The organism is Kribbella sp. NPDC051587 (genome assembly GCF_044453945.1).
Classification (GTDB): domain Bacteria; phylum Actinomycetota; class Actinomycetes; order Propionibacteriales; family Kribbellaceae; genus Kribbella.
On sequence record NZ_JBITDE010000013.1, the window covers coordinates 81,505 to 99,523 of the forward strand.

The 18,019-nt window shown below is 68.2% G+C and carries 18 protein-coding genes (1 of these 18 cut by a window edge); 2 read left to right on the top strand and 16 right to left on the bottom strand.

The window, feature by feature from the left end; all coding sequences use genetic code 11:
* Nucleotides 1-2: 2 nt before the first annotated feature.
* The 16 genes from ACIA49_RS33885 to ACIA49_RS33960 all read right to left on the bottom strand — a co-directional run bounded on the left by ACIA49_RS33885 (nucleotide 3) and on the right by ACIA49_RS33960 (nucleotide 16,498).
* Entirely contained in the window at nucleotides 3-1,229 is a 1,227-nt protein-coding gene (locus ACIA49_RS33885; protein ID WP_396382374.1) for an RNA polymerase sigma factor, read from the bottom strand.
* Between the two features lie 2 nt (nucleotides 1,230-1,231).
* Complete coding sequence (locus tag ACIA49_RS33890) at nucleotides 1,232-2,257, bottom strand: DUF4037 domain-containing protein (protein ID WP_396382091.1); 1,026 nt, start codon at nucleotides 2,255-2,257, stop codon at nucleotides 1,232-1,234.
* 384 nt (nucleotides 2,258-2,641) lie between these two features.
* Nucleotides 2,642-3,052 (bottom strand): TIGR03668 family PPOX class F420-dependent oxidoreductase, encoded by a 411-nt coding sequence (locus tag ACIA49_RS33895; protein WP_396382093.1) that lies wholly within the window; start codon nucleotides 3,050-3,052, stop codon nucleotides 2,642-2,644.
* Entirely contained in the window at nucleotides 3,049-4,644 is a 1,596-nt protein-coding gene (locus tag ACIA49_RS33900) for a phytoene desaturase family protein (RefSeq protein ID WP_396382095.1), read from the bottom strand. Before ACIA49_RS33900 ends, ACIA49_RS33895 begins: the two co-directional genes overlap by 4 nt.
* A 10-nt stretch (nucleotides 4,645-4,654) precedes the next feature.
* On the bottom strand, nucleotides 4,655-4,906 hold the full coding sequence (locus ACIA49_RS33905) for a type II toxin-antitoxin system RelE/ParE family toxin (protein ID WP_396382098.1): 252 nt from the start codon (nucleotides 4,904-4,906) through the stop codon (nucleotides 4,655-4,657).
* Nucleotides 4,903-5,157: a type II toxin-antitoxin system Phd/YefM family antitoxin gene (locus ACIA49_RS33910; RefSeq protein WP_396382099.1), complete on the bottom strand. Its 255-nt coding sequence runs from the start codon at nucleotides 5,155-5,157 to the stop codon at nucleotides 4,903-4,905. The genes ACIA49_RS33905 and ACIA49_RS33910 overlap by 4 nt, the downstream gene beginning before the upstream one ends.
* A gap of 44 nt (nucleotides 5,158-5,201) precedes the next feature.
* A complete protein-coding gene (locus ACIA49_RS33915; RefSeq protein ID WP_396382101.1) occupies nucleotides 5,202-6,014 on the bottom strand; it encodes an HpcH/HpaI aldolase/citrate lyase family protein in 813 nt (270 codons plus the stop codon).
* A 15-nt stretch (nucleotides 6,015-6,029) separates the two neighbouring features.
* Entirely contained in the window at nucleotides 6,030-7,217 is a 1,188-nt protein-coding gene (locus ACIA49_RS33920; protein WP_396382102.1) for a CaiB/BaiF CoA transferase family protein, read from the bottom strand.
* Nucleotides 7,214-9,202, bottom strand: coding sequence for an SUMF1/EgtB/PvdO family nonheme iron enzyme (locus tag ACIA49_RS33925; protein WP_396382103.1), 1,989 nt, complete (start codon nucleotides 9,200-9,202; stop codon nucleotides 7,214-7,216). The genes ACIA49_RS33920 and ACIA49_RS33925 overlap by 4 nt, the downstream gene beginning before the upstream one ends.
* Nucleotides 9,199-10,098, bottom strand: a complete 900-nt coding sequence (locus ACIA49_RS33930) for a ribokinase (RefSeq protein ID WP_396382105.1) — start codon at nucleotides 10,096-10,098, stop codon at nucleotides 9,199-9,201. The genes ACIA49_RS33925 and ACIA49_RS33930 overlap by 4 nt, the downstream gene beginning before the upstream one ends.
* Nucleotides 10,088-11,377: an ADP-ribosylglycohydrolase family protein gene (locus ACIA49_RS33935; RefSeq protein WP_396382106.1), complete on the bottom strand. Its 1,290-nt coding sequence runs from the start codon at nucleotides 11,375-11,377 to the stop codon at nucleotides 10,088-10,090. The genes ACIA49_RS33930 and ACIA49_RS33935 overlap by 11 nt, the downstream gene beginning before the upstream one ends.
* Nucleotides 11,377-12,516, bottom strand: a complete 1,140-nt coding sequence (locus ACIA49_RS33940; protein ID WP_396382109.1) for an ADP-ribosylglycohydrolase family protein — start codon at nucleotides 12,514-12,516, stop codon at nucleotides 11,377-11,379. The genes ACIA49_RS33935 and ACIA49_RS33940 overlap by 1 nt, the downstream gene beginning before the upstream one ends.
* Nucleotides 12,516-13,787: an ABC transporter substrate-binding protein gene (locus ACIA49_RS33945; protein ID WP_396382111.1), complete on the bottom strand. Its 1,272-nt coding sequence runs from the start codon at nucleotides 13,785-13,787 to the stop codon at nucleotides 12,516-12,518. Before ACIA49_RS33945 ends, ACIA49_RS33940 begins: the two co-directional genes overlap by 1 nt.
* Before the next feature lie 22 nt (nucleotides 13,788-13,809).
* Nucleotides 13,810-14,643: a carbohydrate ABC transporter permease gene (locus ACIA49_RS33950; protein ID WP_396382114.1), complete on the bottom strand. Its 834-nt coding sequence runs from the start codon at nucleotides 14,641-14,643 to the stop codon at nucleotides 13,810-13,812.
* The gene (locus ACIA49_RS33955; RefSeq protein ID WP_396382117.1) at nucleotides 14,640-15,518 is read right to left on the bottom strand and encodes a carbohydrate ABC transporter permease; all 879 of its coding nucleotides are present in this window, start codon (nucleotides 15,516-15,518) and stop codon (nucleotides 14,640-14,642) included. Before ACIA49_RS33955 ends, ACIA49_RS33950 begins: the two co-directional genes overlap by 4 nt.
* On the bottom strand, nucleotides 15,515-16,498 hold the full coding sequence (locus ACIA49_RS33960) for a LacI family DNA-binding transcriptional regulator (RefSeq protein WP_396382118.1): 984 nt from the start codon (nucleotides 16,496-16,498) through the stop codon (nucleotides 15,515-15,517). The genes ACIA49_RS33955 and ACIA49_RS33960 overlap by 4 nt, the downstream gene beginning before the upstream one ends.
* Before the next feature lie 212 nt (nucleotides 16,499-16,710).
* On the opposite strand from ACIA49_RS33960, the gene ACIA49_RS33965 reads away from it, so the two are divergent.
* Both ACIA49_RS33965 and ACIA49_RS33970 read left to right on the top strand, forming a co-directional pair.
* On the top strand, nucleotides 16,711-16,866 hold the full coding sequence (locus tag ACIA49_RS33965) for a hypothetical protein (RefSeq protein ID WP_396382120.1): 156 nt from the start codon (nucleotides 16,711-16,713) through the stop codon (nucleotides 16,864-16,866).
* On the top strand, nucleotides 16,863-18,019 hold the 5' portion of the coding sequence (locus tag ACIA49_RS33970; RefSeq protein ID WP_396382123.1) for an LLM class flavin-dependent oxidoreductase. Its footprint extends 76 nt past the window's final position; 1,157 of the gene's 1,233 nt are visible here — the first part of the coding sequence; the start codon lies at nucleotides 16,863-16,865; its stop codon lies beyond the right edge, outside the window. The genes ACIA49_RS33965 and ACIA49_RS33970 overlap by 4 nt, the downstream gene beginning before the upstream one ends.

The window sequence follows — 18,019 nt, forward strand, 5'->3', positions numbered from 1 at the left end:
GGTCAGGAGGTGAGGGCGTCCGCCCTGGCGGTGAGGTAGCGCTGCTCGGGCAGGCTCGTCGTACGGCGGGCTGCGGCGAGGTAGTGCTCGCGGGCCTTGCCGGGCTGACCGGCGCGCTCGTACAGGTGGGCGCGGACGGCGTCCAGGCGGTGGGACTCGGTGAGGTTCTTGTTGTCATCGAGGGTGGCGAGCAGGTCTAGGCCGGCTTGCGGACCCTCGACCTGGGACAGGGCGATCGCCCGGTTGAGGGTGATCATCGGGTTGGGCGTCACCTTCTCGAGAATGACGTAGAGCGCGTGGATCTGCGGCCAGTCGGTCGCTTCGGCGCTGGGCGCCTCGGCATGGACGGCGGCGATCGCGGCCTGCAGCTGATACGGGCCGACCCCGCCCTGAGCCATCGTGGCCAGGATGAGCGTGGTGCCCTCGGAGATCTGGGCGTGATCCCAGAGAGCGCGATCTTGCTCGTCGATCGGGATCAGCGAACCGTCGGCGGTCGTGCGGGCCATCCGGCGCGAGTCGGTCAGCAGCATCAACGCGAGCAGGCCCGCGACCTCGCCGTCGTCGGGCAGGGCGGCGCGCAGCATCCGGGTGAGCCGGATCGCTTCGGCGGTCAGTTCGACGCGTTGCAGTGACTCGCCGGAGCTTGCCGTGTAGCCCTCGTTGAAGATCAGGTAGAGGACCTGCCGCACCACCTTCATCCGCTCGGCGAGCTCCTCGGCGGGCGGCAGCTCGAACTGGCTGCCGGCTTCCTTGATGCTCTTCTTCGCCCGGCTGATCCGCGGCGCCATCGTTGCCTCGGGCACCATGAAGGCGCGCGCGATCTCGCCGGTGGTGAGGCCGCCGACCGCGCGCAGGGTGAGTGCGACCTGAGAGGCCGGCGTGACCGCCGGATGGCAACACAACAGGAGCAGCGTGAGTGTGTCGTCGCTGTCCGGGTCGCCGACGGAATCGGCAGCCGGAGCAACCAGCTCTTCGGCTCCAGCCATCGCGGCGACAGAGTCTTCGCGCCGGCGCCGGGAGCTCTCGCTGCGGAACTGATCCGTCAGCCGCCGGGTCGCGACCGTGATCAGCCAGCCGCGCGGGTTGTCCGGTACGCCGTCCACAGGCCACTGCGTCGCGGCCGCCAGCAACGCCTCCTGTACGGCGTCCTCACACAGATCGAACTGCGCGTAACGCCGCGTCAGGAACCCGAGCACCTGCGGCGTCAGCTCACGCAGCAACTCCTCCATGCTCACCCCGCCGATTGTGCCACCGCTCCGGTCAACCGACGGTACGCCAACGGGTTGCTCAGCAGGGCAGTGTTGTCGGAGAACTGGTCCATGGTCCCGATCAACGGCAACGCCCGCAGCCCCGCATCGGTCACCGTCGCCAGACAGGCCTCGGCAAATCGCTCGGCACCAAGAACCAGCGCCGGCCGCTCATGGAACGGCCGCGGCGTCGGATCGACGGCCGGCGTGATCGACAGCTTGTTGTGCCGCTCCCCCAGCAACCGGTAGGCGGTCGTCAGCGCCTGCTCCCGGGCCGGATAGTTGTCCGCAGCAAGGACGTCAGCCAGTACGCGATCGAGTCCGTCCGGGTGACCGAGCTGCGCGAACGCCGTTCCCATCCACTTCGAGTACGGCGCGTAGGTCCGCGACTGCAAGAGCGCCAACCGCATCAGATCCCGGGTCAGCCGAGCCGCCAGCACGCGTGAGCCCAGCTCGTCACCAACTTCGTGGGTGCGCTGGACGAACGGCTCCTCCTCGCCGATCCGCGCCCACTGACACCCCATCGACCAGCGCCAGACCTCTTCCGGGTACCACTGCAAGCGGTCCCGGACAGGCGCGAGTCGTCCGTCATCGGCGAACACCTGCCCGGCGACGACGCCGAGCAACTTCTGCTGCGGCGTGATCAACCAGTCGGCCGTGCCAACCCCGAGCGAGGCGTCGAACCCGAGCAGGTCCACCAGCCAGTCCCCAAGGGTCGTCACCGTGATGTGGTGAATCGGCTCCTGCGTGTCCCACCCGAACCGCACCGGATGCCCGTCGTACTCGTCCGGCAACGCCGGCTCAACCGCCGCACGCACCGGCTCCGGCTCATCCACGAACATGTGCAACCGCGGTCCCCACCCATGATCCATCGACCGCTCGGTGTCGTACCCGAGGACATCCGAGCCCCACCCCAGCAACCCGGCCGCATGCGGTACGTCGACCACCGGCCTGATCACGTCTGCGTAGAACGCCGCACTGAGCTCCCGAGCCGACCTGAATCCCGTCACCGGCCCATCATTCAGCGGCCGTCTCGCGGATGTACAGGCAATTACCACGTCGCCAGCGACTCACCTGGTTGCGGGAGATTGGGGAGCGTTACCCGTTCCCGGCGAGCTGCGCTCCCCCATCCGCCCAAGCCGCGACCCCGCGAGTGCCGCCAGTGTGCGGTCGGCCATCCAGTGTGCGGACCGTGCCGTTGGACATCGATTTCCGGCGACACGGTCCGCACACTCGACGACACATTCGCACGGTGGGTTCACTCGCGGCGGCGTGGTGGGTTCACTCGCGACGGCGTGGTGGGTTCAGTGGAGCGGGAGTTCAGCCATGGCGCGGGCCGCCCGGTGCGTTCGATCGGTGCCTTGCGCGTCGATACCTCAGGCAGGAGGGCCTGATCAGGCGAACGCCCAACCGCTCCAGCGATCGACCTGTACGGCGATCACCGGCCCGCGCGGCGGGTTCGCGGCGTACTGCGGGTACTTCGCGATCAGCAGTTCGACCTCGGGCGGCGGGGTGTCGAGCACTCGGGCGACGCCGTCGGCGCGGACCCACCAGAGCTGAGCCCACTCCGCGTCGTCGTACTCGTCGACCAGCAGCGTCACTGACGGGTTGGCGGCGATGTTCCGGAGCCGCCGCAGGTTCGTGGTGGTCTTCGGCTTGTGGTCGATGGCGATGAACACCTCGTCGCCGGCAACTGCGAAGGTCACCGGGATCAGGTGCGGCTGTCCGTCCGCGCTGACGGTCGCCAGCCGGGCCACTCGCGCTCCCGCGAAACGGGAGCGGCAGGTGGACTCGGGGAGCTTCACTTCTGCAGGCGACGGAGCGCAGCGGTGGGGAACGAGCGAGTGACCGGGCCGAGCAGCGAGGCGTCGCGCAACGCCGTACGGGCTGCGAGGTGACCGCAGGCACCGTGGACGCCGCCGCCCGGGTGGATCGCCGAGCTGCCCAGGTACAGGCCGTCGACGAAGGTGCGCGGGCTCCCGAGGCCGATCGTCGGCCGGAAGATCAGCTGCTGCTGGAGCTGCATCGTGCCGCCGCCGAGCGCTCCGAAGCCCAGCGCGGCGTTGCCCGCCTCCAGCACACTCGGCCGCTGCAACTCCCGCTCGATCACCACCGAACCAAAGCCAGGCGCGAACCGTTCGATCGCGCGCTCCATCCGCCCCGACAACTTCTCCGCGGCCTCGTCGTCGGCGATCCCGCGCGGCAGATGCGCATACGCCCAGACCGCCTCGGTCCCTTCCGGCGAGCGCGACGGGTCCGACTTCGTGGTCTGCCCGATCAGCAGGAACGGCTGCGCCGGTACCCGCCCGGTGTCCAGATCCGCCGACAGGTGCACCAACTCGTCGGCCGTCCCGCCAAGGTGCACCACTCCGGCAGACCGCGCCTCGGCCGCCTTCCAGGGAATCGGCTCACTCAGGCGGAAGTTGAGCTTGACGGTCGGATAATCCCACTCGAAGCGCTCGTCCAGATCACGCCGCAACCCCGACGGGATAGTTGCCCCCGACAACAGAGCGTCGTACAGCGCCGGCGCCGAGGTGTCCGCGATCACGGCTCGCGAGACCGCGACCCGCTCCCCCGAAGCAGTCAGTACGGCGGTCGCCCGGCCACCGGTCACCTCGACCGAAGTCACCGGCATCGACGCAGCGAACAGCACGCCCGCCCGCTCAGCCCGCGCTACCAACGCACCGGAGAACGCACTGGATCCACCGACAGCGACCGGATAGCCGACGTCCTGCGCCAGCATCGCCAGCAACCAGCCCATCGTCCCGCTGACACTGCCCAACAACGGCGAATCAGCATGCATCGCGTTCCCCGCCAGCAATGCACTACCTCGCGGCCCGGCGAACAGCTCCTTGCCCATCCGATGCATCGGCATCGCCATGAAACGCGCGAACCGCAGCAGCTCCCCTGCCGACCCGAGCTTGCGGACCAGCTTGACCGCCGGCGCGACCGGGGGCCACCCGGTGAGCAGGGACTTCAGCAGCGGCTCCCGCAACGCGACGTACTGCTGGTAGAGCCGCAGCCACGCCTCGCCGTCACCCGGATGATCAGCACCGACCGACTTCGCGGTGTCCTCGGGATCGGGGTGAATCGCGACCGCCGTCCCCTCGTCGGCGTCGAGCAGGTGCGCCAGCGGCAGCGGCGCGTGCCCCCACTTCAACCCGAACCGCTCGAGCCCGAGCGCCCGGATCACCGGCGACGCGACACCCAGCGGATAGTTCGAACTGAATCGGTCGCTGACCCAGCCGTCAGCGGTGGTCGACCGGACGGCACCTCCGAAGGTGTCCGCGGCCTCCAGCACGAGGACGTCCCACCCGGCATCGGCCAACCCGATCGCGCTCACCAGCCCGTTGGGCCCCGAACCGATCACCACGGCATCAACACTGCGCGGCAGCATGCCTACGACCTTAGCTGGCCTGCCCGGCGTGGATGACGACGATCACCACTGAACTCGCGTAGATGTCATAGAGAACCCGGAAACGTCCGACGTCCATCCGCCGGATTCCAGGCGACCCGAATTCGACGGACCACTCGGGCCGCGGTTCGTCGGCGAGGGTGTCGATGGCGGTCATGAGCTGTTCGAGCCCGGCGGGATCTTCCTCGAGGTAGCCCGCGGCCTGGTCCAGAGCACGTTCGCTCCAGACGACTTGATAGGTCACGCCTGGCTCATGCCAAGCCGGCGCCTAACCTCGTCGTGCGGCACCGTCGGCACCTGCCCCATCGCCTTCGCGGCCTGGTACAACGCGACTGCCAGCTGGTCTTCGAGATCGGCCAGTTCCTGCGCGGAGATGATCACCGCGGCGGCCTCACCGTGATCGGTGATCGTCGTCCGTTCACGGCGGGCGGAGGCTCGGCGCACCAGCGCACCCAGCTGGCCGCGGGCCTCGGTGATCGGCAACGTGTCACTCATGTACAGAACTGTACACTTCATGTCAGTACGTCGATAGCTGTCGCCTACGACCTGCGCTCTATCTCCCTGGCGAGCGCTGTGACCTCCCGGGCGCGCCCGATCATCGCAGGATCGGCCATCCGGCCATCCGGGAGCACCACGACGCCACCGGTCTGGTCGACGGCCGTCAACAGTTCGAGTGCCTCGGCGACCTGTGCGGCGCTAGGGGTGAAGCACTCCACGATCGTGGCCAACTGGTCCGGGTGGATCGCCATCCGACCGACGAACCCGAGCGCCCGCCCGGCCAAGCTCGTCCGGCGCAGCCCCTCATCGTCATCGACGCGCGCGTGAACCGACATCATCGGCGCGCCCAGCCCGGCGGCCCGCGAGGCCGACACGAGCCGACCACGCGCCCAGGTGAGCCCCTCCGAACCGTCCACCCCGAGCGAGCTGCGCAGATCCGCCTCTCCCAACGCGACCGCGATCACGCGCGGATCCGCCGAGGCGATCTCGAAGGCGCGCTCCAACCCGAGCGGTGACTCGATCAGCGCCGTGATCTTCGCCGACGGCACCTGTTCCAGCACCTCGAGAACGTCGAGAGCGCTCTCCACCTTGGGCAGCCGCAGCCGGATCCCCGGTACGGCGGCCACCGCGGCCAGGTCGTCCGCAAGCCACGGCGTCCCGGGCGCGTTCACCCGCAGCTCCACCCGATCCTGCGGATGGGCAGCGATCCAGGCCACCGCCCATTGCCGCGCCGTCGCCTTCGCATCGACCGGTACGGCGTCCTCCAGGTCGAACACGACCAGATCCGGGCCCGCGGCAACGGCCTTCGCAAATCGATCCGGCCGATTCGCTGGAACGTACAAACCTGTCAGCACAAGCTCCCCCTACCACTAGACCACGCCTGCTGCACGTAATGCCGCGAGCTGTTCCGGAGTCACCCCGATCTCGGCCAGCACCTCGTCGGTGTTCGCACCATGCTTCCGCCCCGCCCAGCGGATCGATCCCGGTGATTCGGACAGCCGGAAGAGCACGTTCTGCATCTCGACCGGCCCGCCCAGCTCATCGTCGTCCACGGCAACGATCGTCTGCAGTGCGGCGTACTGCGGATCGCTCACGATCCCGCGGATGTCGTGCACCGGCCCCACCGCGGCCTCGGCCTTCTCGAACGCGTCCATCACTTCGTCAAGCGGCCGCGCGGCAATCCACGAGCCAACCGCCTCATCCAGCTCGTCGGCATGCTCCGCGCGCTCTCGCCCGGTCGCGAACCACGGCTCGGCCACCAGGTCGCCGCGTCCGACCAGCGTGATCACCCGCTCGGCAATGCTCTGCGAGCTCGTCGACACCGCGACCCAACGCCCGTCAGCGGTCTGATAGACGTTGCGTGGCGCGTTGTTCGACGACCGATTCCCCAACCGCGGCTGCACGTACCCGGTCTGCTGGTATGCCGTGATCCCGCCACCGAGCATCATCAGAATCGGCTCGATGATCGCCATGTCGATCACCTGCCCGGCTCCGGACCGATCCCGTTCGCGCAAAGCCACCAGTACGGCGTACGCGGTGGCGAGCGCGGTGATCCCGTCAGCGAGCCCGAACGGCGGCAGCGTGGGCGGCCCATCGGGCTCACCGGTTACCGCCGCAAACCCACTCATTGCCTCAGCCAACGATCCGAACCCGGGCCGCCCGGACCAAGGCCCGACCTGGCCAAAGGCCGTCACCCGAGCAATCACCAACCGCGGATTCGCCGCCAGCAACACCTCAGGCCCGAGCCCCCAGCGCTCCAGCGTCCCCGGCCGGAAGTTCTCCACCAGTACGTCGTTCCGCCGCACGAGATCCAGGAAGACGTCCCGACCCTGGGACAGATCGAGCGTCGCGAGCCGCTTGTTCCGGCCGAGCGTCTTGAACCACAACCCGACGCCGTTCTTCGACGCACCGTGCGTGCGCGCCGCATCCGGGCGTGCCGGGTGCTCGATCTTCGTGACGTCCGCCCCGAAGTCACCCAGGAATGTCGCCGCCAGCGGTCCCGCGAACAGCGTCGCCGCCTCGAGCACCCTCACCCCGTCAAGAGGAGCAGGTCTCATCCCGCACACCGGAAGCCGATGGTCTCCGACCGGTCGAGACCACCACCGGTCAGCACCAACTTGAAGCTCACTTCCGGTTCGCGCGGCCCACCATCGGCGTACCAATCGGAGCCCTTGGCAACATAATGCGAACCGCCCTTCAGGATGCAGAACCGGCTGCGGCCGTCGCGGTGTTCGCTCTCGGTCAGGTTCCACACCAACGGCTCGGCCCGGGTGAATCCGTCCAGCCCGGCCGCGACCTGCCACTCGTCCTCGGTCGGCAACCGCCCACCGCGCCAGTCCGCATAGGCCCGTGCATCCGGCAGATCGACATACGTCACCGGCTGGTCCTCAGTACCGGCCGCCGGCGCACCGTCGACCCAATGCGCGAGGAAGCGATTGGCGATCAGCGGCCGATACCCGGTCGCCTGCACGAACGCGAAGTACTCCGCGTTCGTCACCTCGGAGACCGCGACCGCGATCCCCGGCAGCTCAACGTCGCGCGTGATCGTGCGGACGTCGTGCAGGCGTGGCGGCAACGGCTTCCACTCCTCCACGTACGGCGCTTGGTCGTACAACCCGGTCTCGCGACGCCGGTGCTTCACGGTCAGCCGCTGAGCCCCAGCCGGTACGTCGACGGTCGGGCCGATCGACGCCGTACCGGAGACTGTTGACACCGGCAACCGTTCGGCCGGCCGCATCGGGAACGCGGAATCATCGACATGCGGCCGCTCGAGCGTGCCCAGCTTGCGCGCGGTCGTCCGGCAACTCGCTCCGGCGGTCGCACCGACTCGGACGATTCCGGTCACACCACGACCCGGTACGACGAGGTGGACGCCGTCGTCGTTCGCCGTGATCGGTACGCCGGACGTCACGTCGTACCAGTCGCCGACCTGATCCTCCGACCGCAGCACGATGCCCTCGAAGTCGTCCTCGTGCCGGTTGATCAACGTCCAGAACGTGATGTCCTGCAGGTCGAACCGCGAACCGTAGATGCCGTGCACGCGCGCCTTGTCCGGGATCTCGGGCGTCAGCTGGATCCAGTCGCCGTCGATCAGCACCGGCGCGAAGGCACGCTGCGCGGCCACCATCCGGCGCAGGGTCGCGCGGTCGCGGGCATTCCAGCCGACCCAGCTGGAGAAGACCGACTCCCAGACCAGGATCCCGACGCCGTTGATCCACGCGGACTGCAGCTCGGCGCTGTGGTCGCGGTTCCAGCGGCGGGTGTGGTGCATCATGTGCCGGCGCTCGAACAGGTGCGCCCGCAGGACACCTGGCGCATGCGTGTCGGCGAACCACTGCGCCCAGGACAGCGCATGATCGCTGACCCTTGCCATCGGCAACCGTGACTCACCCTCGAGCGCGATCGCCGGATTGGCCGCACGCAAGGCCCGGGTGAAGGTCGGATCGCCTTCCTTCAACGTATCGAGGAAGACGCCGTCGACGGCGTAGTCCGCCACCAGTGCGGCGAACTCTGCCGCGTCCGGACGAGCAGCCCGCCGCGTCCCGACATCCCAGGGGTTGTAGTCGAAGAAGACCTTGACCCCAAGGCGATGCAGGTCATCGATCAGCTCCCGCAACCCCGGGACGTCGCGATAGAAGTCGAACTGGTTCCGCGAGTCGATCCCGATCACCGGGTACGCGTGCCACAGCACGATCGCGTCGTGCCCACCGAACTGCTCGATCCCGTGCCGGACGAATTTCTCCGGGGTGAACCGCCCGGTCGAGACGTCGTACAGCAGGTCGTCCCACAACCAGACGAGCGCCACCGAGTACGCCGTCTGGGTCCACGCCCGCTCGGGCACGTCGTACTGGCTGCCGTTGTACGGCGTGCGCTCGTACGAACCGATCAGCCACTCGGCGAGCTTGGCCCGCCACCGCGGCAGATCCGCCGGGTCTTCCGGCGCGCCGAGGATCTTGGCGTCGTCGAGGAAGGACAGGTCGGTCCGGAACCCCAGATCCACCCGGGACGGCAGATCGATAGGTCTCGGTTCGTGCGGACTCACAGATACACCTCCGCGTAACGCGCGTCGATCGCATCCCCGTGAGGCACCGAGGCAATGGCTCCCGCGGTTTGAACACTCAGTGCAGCAGCAACGTTAGCGCGTCGGACCGCGTTCGTCAGGTCGCGGGGGGTAATCGGCTCGATCGCTGACCCGGAAGACAAGGTTGCTGCGAGCACCCCGCAGAAGGTGTCCCCCGCGGCCGTGGTGTCGACGACCTCGGCCGGTACGCCGGGAACCGTGATCTCGTCGTTCCCCCGGGTCAGGATCACCGCGCCGGCGCCGCCGAGTGTGACCACGGCGGCCGGCACCAGCTTCAGCAGGTCGTTGCGGTCCGAACCACCGATCGCCTCGGCCTCACTCTCGTTGACCACGAGCAGGTCGACGTCGGCCAGCAATGCGCTCGGCAACTCGGCCGCCGGGGCCGCGTTCAGAATGAAGTACGAGCTGGTCGCCGCGGCTTCCTGCACGGTCGCCATCGGGATCTCCAGCTGGGCCAGCACGATCTTGGCGCCGCCGATCACGTGGGCCGCCTCGGGCGACAGGGCCAGCTCGCCGTTGGCACCGGGCGCGACCACGATCGAGTTCTCACCACTCGCCTCGACCGTGATGATCGCCGTACCGGTCGGGGCGTCCGAGGTGGTGACCAGGGCGAGGTCTACTCCAGCTTCGGTCAGGGTGTCGCGGAGCAGCGCTCCACCGTCGTCGGCGCCGAGGCACGCGACCATCGCCGTCTGTGCGCCGGCCCGCGCGCTCGCCGCCGCCTGGTTGGCGCCTTTGCCGCCGGGGCCGCGCGTCATCACGCCCGCGAGCACGGTCTCGCCGGGGCGTGGGATGCGCTGCACGGGGAGGACCAGATCCACGTTCGCGCTCCCCACGACGACAACGTCAGACTCCACCCCGGGCCACCTCCACAGTCCTGTTCGCCAGTTCGTCGATCGCCAGCCGTGCCATCCCCGGCAGGCTGGTGGCCAACCGGTTCTTGAGTGGTGCAGACCACTCTGCCGGAACTCCCCGGACGGCACCAAATACGGCACCGACGGTGGCCCCGACCGAGTCCGTGTCCCACCCTGCCATGACGGACCGGCCAATCGCCGTCGTGAAGTCGGGTGCCGTCAGCGCGTATCCGGTCAGTGCCGAATTGTTCACCGCATGTACCCAGTGCAGCTCGCCGTACTCCGCGTGGAGCGCATCCAGAGCGTCATCCAACGGGTACCCCGCGAGCGCCAGCCCGAACCGGACCGCACGGGAGAGCGCTCCATCGACCGAGATCACGTCCAGCCCCGCCAGCGCAGCCTCGACCGGCGAGTCGACCACCATCGCTGCGGCCGACATCGCGGCCACCCACAGCGCGCCGTCCACCCCGGCACCGGTGTGGCTCAGCCGCGCGTCGACGAGCGCGAGCCGGGCGGCCGCCGTACGGTCGCCTGGGTGTGTCCAGCCGTAGACGTCGGTCCGGATCTGGGCGCCGATCCATTCACGGAACGGGTTGCCGACGACGGCCGCTCTGCTGGGGTCCACACCGTCGAGAAGGTTGCGGTAGGCAACACGTTCGGCGGTGAAGACCCTTGCTGCCGGGAGATCCCGCAACCAGGTCTGCGCGACATCCTCGGTGGTCAGCGCCTCGCCGTACTGTTCGAGCATCCGCAGCGCGAGGACGGCGTAGTTGAGGTCGTCGTCCTCCGGCATCCCGTCGATGACCTCCCGCAGGCTGGTCGGTGCGGACGCCCGGTTCCACGGCCACCGCCGCAGGACCTCCTCCGGTACGCCGACGGCGGTCACGTACTGCGTGAGCGGCCACTGGCCTGACGACTGCAGGATCTCGCGGATGCCCTCGCGTGGGATCTTCTCCACCGGTTTCCCGAGCAGATTCCCGGCGGCCCTGCCGACCCACGCGTCGTGAATGCGATCCGTCGAGGTACCGAGATGGGGGAGCGACGGGATTTCGGGCTCGACCCAATTCGGCGTGCGTGCATCGAGTTGGCTCAGGAGCACACGCGCCAAGGCGCGCAGTTCGGAACTGGCCGGCTTGTCGGACGCACCCGAGACCGGGGCTTCGGCCACTCCCCCGGCGTCGATCCAGCGTTTCTGCAGGTCAGCGACGTCGACACCCTGCGACCGACACTGGACCAGTTGATGCGGCAGCAGATCCTCCGGCTGTACCCACGTCAATCTCATCAGGACAGATTCTCCAGTACTTCGGCCCGCCGCGCCCACCGACGCGCATCAGCCTCGTGCAACTCGCGCGCCACCGACGCCATCAATATCCCCGGCCGGACCAGATCGGTCCGGCTCGCCTCCGCGACCTCAGCCGCCCACTCAGCCGGTACGCCGTTCAGTCCGCCGAGTGCACCGGTGATGGCGCCGGCCATCGACGCGATCGAGTCGGCATCCCGACCGTAGTTCGTGCCGCCGAGGACAGCGCGCCGTACGTCACCCTCGGAGACCAGCACGAAGCCGAGCGCGATCGGCAGCTCCTCGATCGCCTTCGTCCGGCTCGGCCTTCTCGCGTCCAGCGACTGATCGCGATAGTCCGGACCGACGCTGTCGAACGGCTCAACCGCGTTACGCAGCAGGGGAATCGCCTCTTCCCAGTCCGTCACACCGCTCGCCGCCTCGGCCACCGCCTGGATGGCCTCCCGGGTGCCGTCCTTGGCGACGGCGAGGACCGCTTCGACTACTTCCGCGGTTGTTGCCCCCGGCACCATTGCCGCGGCGACCGCGGCCGCGAACACCCCGGCCGCCTCCCGCCCGTAGCTCGACTGATGCGCACCGGCGACGTCGATCGCCTCGGTGTAGGCGCCGACCGGATCACCGGCGTTCGCGATCCCGACCGGCGCCATGTACATCGCGGCGCCGCAGTTGACGATGTTGCCGACGCCGGCCTCGCGCGGGTCGACATGCCCATAGTGCAACCGGGTCACGAGCCATTTCTCGGCCAGGAAGACGCGTTGCAGCAACAACGCGTCCGCCTCCAGCTCGGGAACCCAGCGGCGGCCCGTGATCATCTTCGGTACCAGCGACTCGGCGATCGCGTACGCATCCAGGTGCGCCCGGCGTTCGTCGTACACCTCGACCAACGCGTGCGTCATCAAGGTGTCGTCGGTGATGTGCCCATCGCCCTTGTGGTACGGCGCGATCGGCCGCGCGGTGCGCCAGTCGTCGTACCAGGGACCGACGATGCCGGTCACCCAACCGCCGTGCCGTTCGCGGATCGCCGTCGGGGTCCAGCCCTCGACGGCGCCACCGATCGCATCGCCAACGGCGGAACCGACAAGGGCACCTGTCGACTTGTCTTCCAACGCACTGTCAGGCATCAGCTGTTGACCTGCCCCCATCCGTCACTCAGTTTCTTGCCCAGGGCCTCCAGATCGGTCTTGTTCGCCAGGTACTCCTGCAACGCGGGAGTCGCGATCTGGTCCTTCCACTTCGGGTAGTTCTCCACGCTCTGGAACGGCGCCTTGGTCAGCTCGGAACCGCTGGCGAGCGTCTGCTGCCAGCCGTCCTTGCCACCGGTCGTCTTCAGGATCACGTCCCGGGCCGCCTGGGTGGTCGGGATCAGCCAGTCGCCCTGACCGACCGCGGCCAGGTTGTCGGCCTTCATGAAGTAGTCGATGAACTGTGCCGACTGCTTCACGTGCTTGCTCTCCGCCGGTACCGAGAGGGTCTGTGGGTTCGCGGCCTGCTTGGCACTGGTCCCCTTGAGCGGCGGCAGCACCTCCCATTGGAAGCCCTTCGGCGCCTCGGCCTGGATCTGCTGCGCCGCGTAGTTGCCACCGACAACCATCGCGTACTTGCCGGCATAGAAGCCCGGCAGCACGTCCGAGCCGCTCTGCGTCAACGAGGTCGGGTCGATCGATTTGTCGGTATAAGCCATCTCGTGGATCCGCTTCGGGACCTCGAGCTCGGCATCGCCGATCGCGGCCTTGGCGTCACGGCCGGTGCCGTCGAAGAACTTGGCGTCGAAGTTCATCCCGAGGTTGAGCACGGTCGCGGTCGGGCTCTTCAGACCCCAGCCGAGGCCGTGCTTCCCACCGGTGGTGAGCTTCTTCGCGTTGGCCGCCAGGTCGTCCCAGCTGAGCGCATCCCCAGTCGTGGTGATCCCGGCCTGCTTCAACGCGGTCGTGTTCGCGAAGACGACGTACGACTGCAGGAGGGTAGGCGCCGCATACACCTTGCCCTCACTGGAGACGGTGTCCCAGACCCCTTGCGGTACGGCGTCCTTGGTCGCCTGGCTCAGGTACGGCGAGAGGTCCGCCAGGTAACCCTGGTTGACGAAACCGGTGATGTCGGCGGACTCGTCATGGATGATGTCCGGCGCGGTCCCACCCTGGAACTGGGTGACGAGCTGGTCGTGCACCGAGTCCCAGCTGCCCTGGACATACTCGACCTGGATGTTCGGGTTGGCGGCGTTCCAGTCCGCGACGATCTTCTTGGTCGCGGCGACGGTCGTCTTCTGGAAGGCGAGGCTCTGGAACTTCAGCGTCACCTTCTCATTGGGATCAGAGGCGCCTTCGTCGTTGTTGTTGCAGGCGGCAAGCGTCACCAGAGCGCTTGCCGCGAGCAACGCGGTTACTAGTTTCCTCATCTGTCTCTCCTCAGGGGATGGGTCAGCCTTTGACGGCGCCGCTCAGCAGGCCGGAGGTCAGCCGGCGCTGGAGGAACGCGAAGAACACGAGGCTGGGCACGGTCGCGAGCACGGACGCGGCGGCGAGCGGGCCGAACTGGACCTGCCCCTCCGCGCCCACGAAGCGGGCGAGGACCAGCGGCAGGGTCTTGAGCTCCGGATCCTGCAGCAGGACCAGAGCGAAGAAGAACTCGTTCCACGCCGAGATGAACGTGAACATCGCGGTCGCGATCAGCCCCGGCCGGAGCAGCGGCATCACGATCGCGACGATGGTCCGGATCCGGCTCGCGCCGTCCACCGCGGCCGCTTCTTCGAGTTCGCGCGGCACAGCGGCGACGTACCCCTGGAGCATCCAGAGGGCGAACGGCAACGACCAGACCAGGTAGACCAGCACGACCCCGGGGATGGTGTTGGTCAGGTGCAGTGGTCGCAGGATCATGAAGAGCGGGATCACGATCAGGATCACCGGGAACACCTGGCTGACCAGAATCCAGCCGTTGGTGATCGGCCGCAGGCGACTGCGGAACCGGGCCAGCGCGTAGGAGACCGGGAGCGCGACGATCAGCACCAGGATCGTGGTCAGGATCGAGATCTGCAGGCTGTTGCCGAGGGATCGGACCAGGCCTTGCTCTTCGAGAGCGCTGGTGTAGTTCGAGAGGTCGAGGTGCTTGGGGAGCAAGCTCGGGGTGATCGAGGCGAACTCGCGGGGCGACTTCAGCGAGCTGGAGATCAGCCAGAGCAGCGGGAACGCGAGAAACACCAGGTAGCCGAGCACAGCGACGTACTGGAAGGCGCGGGCGAGCGGACGTGTCTTCATGCCTGGCTCCGGAGCCGGTTGCGCAGGTAGAAGGCAAGGAACACGATGATGACCACGACCATCACATCACCCATGGCCGCGGCCATGCCGAAGTTCCCGTAGCGGAACGCCTCGTTGTAGGCGAACAGCATCGGCAGCATGGTCTTGCCGCCCGGACCACCCGCGGTGAGCACGTAGACCAGGCCGAACGAGTTGAAGTTCCAGATCAGATCCAGGCTGGTGATCGCCACCACGACGGTCCTGAGCTGCGGCAGCGTGATGTTCCAGAACTGGCGCCACCCACTCGCGCCGTCGACGGCCGCAGCTTCGTAGAGAGAGCGGTCTATCCCTTGTAACCCGGCCAGCAACGTCACGGTGGTCATCGGCATACCGACCCAGATTCCGACCACGATCACGGCCGGCAACGCCGTACTGAAGTCGCCGAGGAAGTTGATCGGGTGATCGGTCAGGTGCAGGTCCTGGAGGATCTTGTTGACCGGGCCGTTGGTCGGGTGCAGCAGGAGCCGCCACATGATCGCGACCACCACCGGCGGCATCGCCCACGGGATCAGTGCGAGCGTCCGGGCGACGCCGCGGAACCTGAGGTTGGTGTTCAGCAGCAGCGCCAGACCGAGCGCGGCGACGAACTGCAGGATCGTCACCGAGAGCGTCCAGATCACGCCGATCCGGAACGACTCCCAGAAAAGATCGTTGTGCAGCAGCTTGCCGAAGTTGCCGAGGCCGATGAAGTCCGTGTCGACGCGCAGGCCGGCGCGCGCGTTCGTGAACCCGAGAGCGATTCCCCGGACCAGCGGGTAGACGCTGAGCAGCAGGACCGGGATCAGCGCGGGCAGGAAGAGGAAGATCGCCTCCCGGTTCTGCTTCGGGCGACTCATGTGGACCGCCGGACACTGAGAGACGGCTGCACGATGATCCGGCGCGGGGAGCGCTCTCCGTCCTCGATCCGGGCCAGCAACAACTCCGCCGCCCGCCGCCCCCGCTCGGCCGACCCCAGGTTCACGCTCGTCAGCGGCGGGAAGCACTGCTCGGCCAGCTCGCTGTCGTCCATCCCGACCAGCGCAACATCCTTCGGTACGTCGAGCCCGGCCGCGGCCAGCTCGTGCATCAGCCCGACCGCCAGCAGATCGTTCGCCGCGATCACGGCATCGAACTGCGAGGTCAACAACTGTGGAGCTGCGGCACGGCCGGCAGCGAACGTGAAGTCCACCGCCTCGACCTGCGCCGCGGGCTGCAGCTTGTGGGCGCGCAACGCATCCGCGAACCCCTTCGCTCGCGCCTCCCCCGGCACCGTGTCCGCCGGGCCGTTCAGAAACGCGATCCGCCGCCGTCCCCGGGCGACCAGGTGCTCGACAGCCAGCGTCATCCCCTTCGGCGAGTTCGCCCGCACCGTGTCGACCCCGGCCTTCGCCGGGACGTTGCCGGCGACAACCACCGGTACGTCGCACTCCTGGATCGACTTGATCAGGTCGTCATCGACCCGCAGCGGGCTGATCACCAGCCCGTCGGCGTACCCGCGGGCCATCCCCCGCACCAGCGCGACCTCGTCGACCACGTCCGGCCCGGTCGTGGTCACCACCAGCCGATACCCGGCCGCGGACACGACCTCCTCGACCGCGCGCATCATCGTCACGTAGACGGGGTTACCGACATCCGCCACCGCCAACGTCAGCTGGAACGTCCGCCCCACCTTGAGCGACCGCGCCCGCGAGTCCGGTACATATCCGAGCTGGTCGACAGCCCGCCGTACCCGCTCGGCCATCTCCTCGGTCGCCGGCAGCCCGTTCAGCACCCGCGACACCGACGCCACCGAGACCCCCGCGGCCCGGGCCACTCCAGCGATCGTCGGACGACTCACGGCGGACTCCTGTAATCGTTCTTGTAATCGTTTACAGAGCGACCCTAAGCGGCGGCTCCGGCAACGTCAACAGCTCACATGCTGGGATCGGCTCCACACTCCACCAAACCCAACTAGCCTCATCGACTTAGTAGCCCTTGCCCACCGCCCGGGAGTTTCGATGACCGACAGACCACCGCCTCTCCGGCATCGTCGCTTCCGGGCTGACCCCGTTGATCGCCGCCTGGCTGGTGAGTCTCGGCGGCGGCGACCTGTGGTGGCTGGCGACGTACAACGTGCTGATCGCGATCATCAGCCTGCTCTCCGCGAGAGCGCTCGGCCGTTCTCTCGACTCTGACAAGCGTGTACTGGATGGAGCTGTTCGATGACCCTCACCTTCCACTGGTTCCTGCCCACGTCGGGCGACTCGCGCAACATCGTCGGCGGCGGCCACGGCGCGGACGTCGTACACCGGGATCGTCGGGTGACGACGCGCTACCTGCGGCAGATCGTCACGGCGGCCGAGGAGCTCGGGTTCGTCGGTGCGCTGACCCCGACCGGCCTGTGGTGTGACGACGCTTGGTTGTCGACGGCATCATTACTCGACTCGACCGATCGGCTGAAGTTCCTGGTCGCCTTCCGGCCCGGTCTGCTCTCCCCCACGCTGGCCGCGCAGATGGCGACCACGTTCCAGAACCAGTCCGGTGGCCGGCTCCTGCTCAACGTGGTGACCGGTGGTGAGCCGACCGAGCAGAAGGCGTTCGGCGACTTCCTCAGCAAGGACGAGCGGTATGCGCGGACCGACGAGTTCTTGGCGATCGTGCGCAAGCTGTGGGAACACGGCGACCCGTTCGACTATGCAGGCAAGCATCTTCGCGTCGAGCAGGCCCGACTCGTCTCAGTACCCGACCCCACGCCACCCATCTACTTCGGTGGTTCCTCCGCAGCCGCCGGCCCAGTGGCCGCCGCGCACAGCGACGTCTACCTGACGTGGGGCGAACCACCAGCCGCGGTCGCAGAGAAGCTCGCCTGGATCCGCAAGCTCGCCGCCGACGCCGGTCGCACCGTACGCTTCGGCATCCGGCTGCACGTCATCACCCGCGACACCTCCGAAGACGCCTGGCGCGAAGCCCGCCGACTCCTCGACGCACTACCGCCCGAAACGATCACCCGGGTCCAGGAAGGCTTGCGACGCAGCGAATCCGAAGGCCAGAAGCGCATGCTCGCCCTGCACGAAGGCCGCCCCGAGGACCTCGAGATCTACCCCAATCTCTGGGCCGGCGTCGGCCTCGCCCGCGGCGGTGCCGGTACGGCGCTCGTCGGCAGCCACCGCGAAGTCGCCGACCGCATCAAGGAGTACGCCGACCTGGGCATCGACGAGTTCATCCTCTCCGGCTACCCCCACCTCGAAGAGGCCTACTGGTTCGGCGAGTCCGTCCTACCCCTCCTGGCCCGCAACAACCTCTGGCACCGGCGGGGGGGGGGGGGGGGGGGGGGGGGGGGGGGGGGGGGGGCGGGGGGGGGGGGGGGGGGCGGCGGACG

What these genes read in the sequence shown, in the direction of transcription:
- ACIA49_RS33885 (WP_396382374.1), bottom strand. Translation starts at nt 1,229, where the DNA reads ATGGAGGAGTTGCTGCGTGAGCTGACGCCGCAGGTGCTCGGGTTCCTG.
- ACIA49_RS33900 (WP_396382095.1), bottom strand. Translation starts at nt 4,644, where the DNA reads ATGCTGCCGCGCAGTGTTGATGCCGTGGTGATCGGTTCGGGGCCCAAC.
- ACIA49_RS33910 (WP_396382099.1), bottom strand. Translation starts at nt 5,157, where the DNA reads ATGAGTGACACGTTGCCGATCACCGAGGCCCGCGGCCAGCTGGGTGCG.
- ACIA49_RS33920 (WP_396382102.1), bottom strand. Translation starts at nt 7,217, where the DNA reads ATGAGACCTGCTCCTCTTGACGGGGTGAGGGTGCTCGAGGCGGCGACG.
- ACIA49_RS33935 (WP_396382106.1), bottom strand. Translation starts at nt 11,377, where the DNA reads ATGAGATTGACGTGGGTACAGCCGGAGGATCTGCTGCCGCATCAACTG.
- ACIA49_RS33940 (WP_396382109.1), bottom strand. Translation starts at nt 12,516, where the DNA reads ATGCCTGACAGTGCGTTGGAAGACAAGTCGACAGGTGCCCTTGTCGGT.
- ACIA49_RS33945 (WP_396382111.1), bottom strand. Translation starts at nt 13,787, where the DNA reads ATGAGGAAACTAGTAACCGCGTTGCTCGCGGCAAGCGCTCTGGTGACG.
- ACIA49_RS33950 (WP_396382114.1), bottom strand. Translation starts at nt 14,643, where the DNA reads ATGAAGACACGTCCGCTCGCCCGCGCCTTCCAGTACGTCGCTGTGCTC.
- ACIA49_RS33955 (WP_396382117.1), bottom strand. Translation starts at nt 15,518, where the DNA reads ATGAGTCGCCCGAAGCAGAACCGGGAGGCGATCTTCCTCTTCCTGCCC.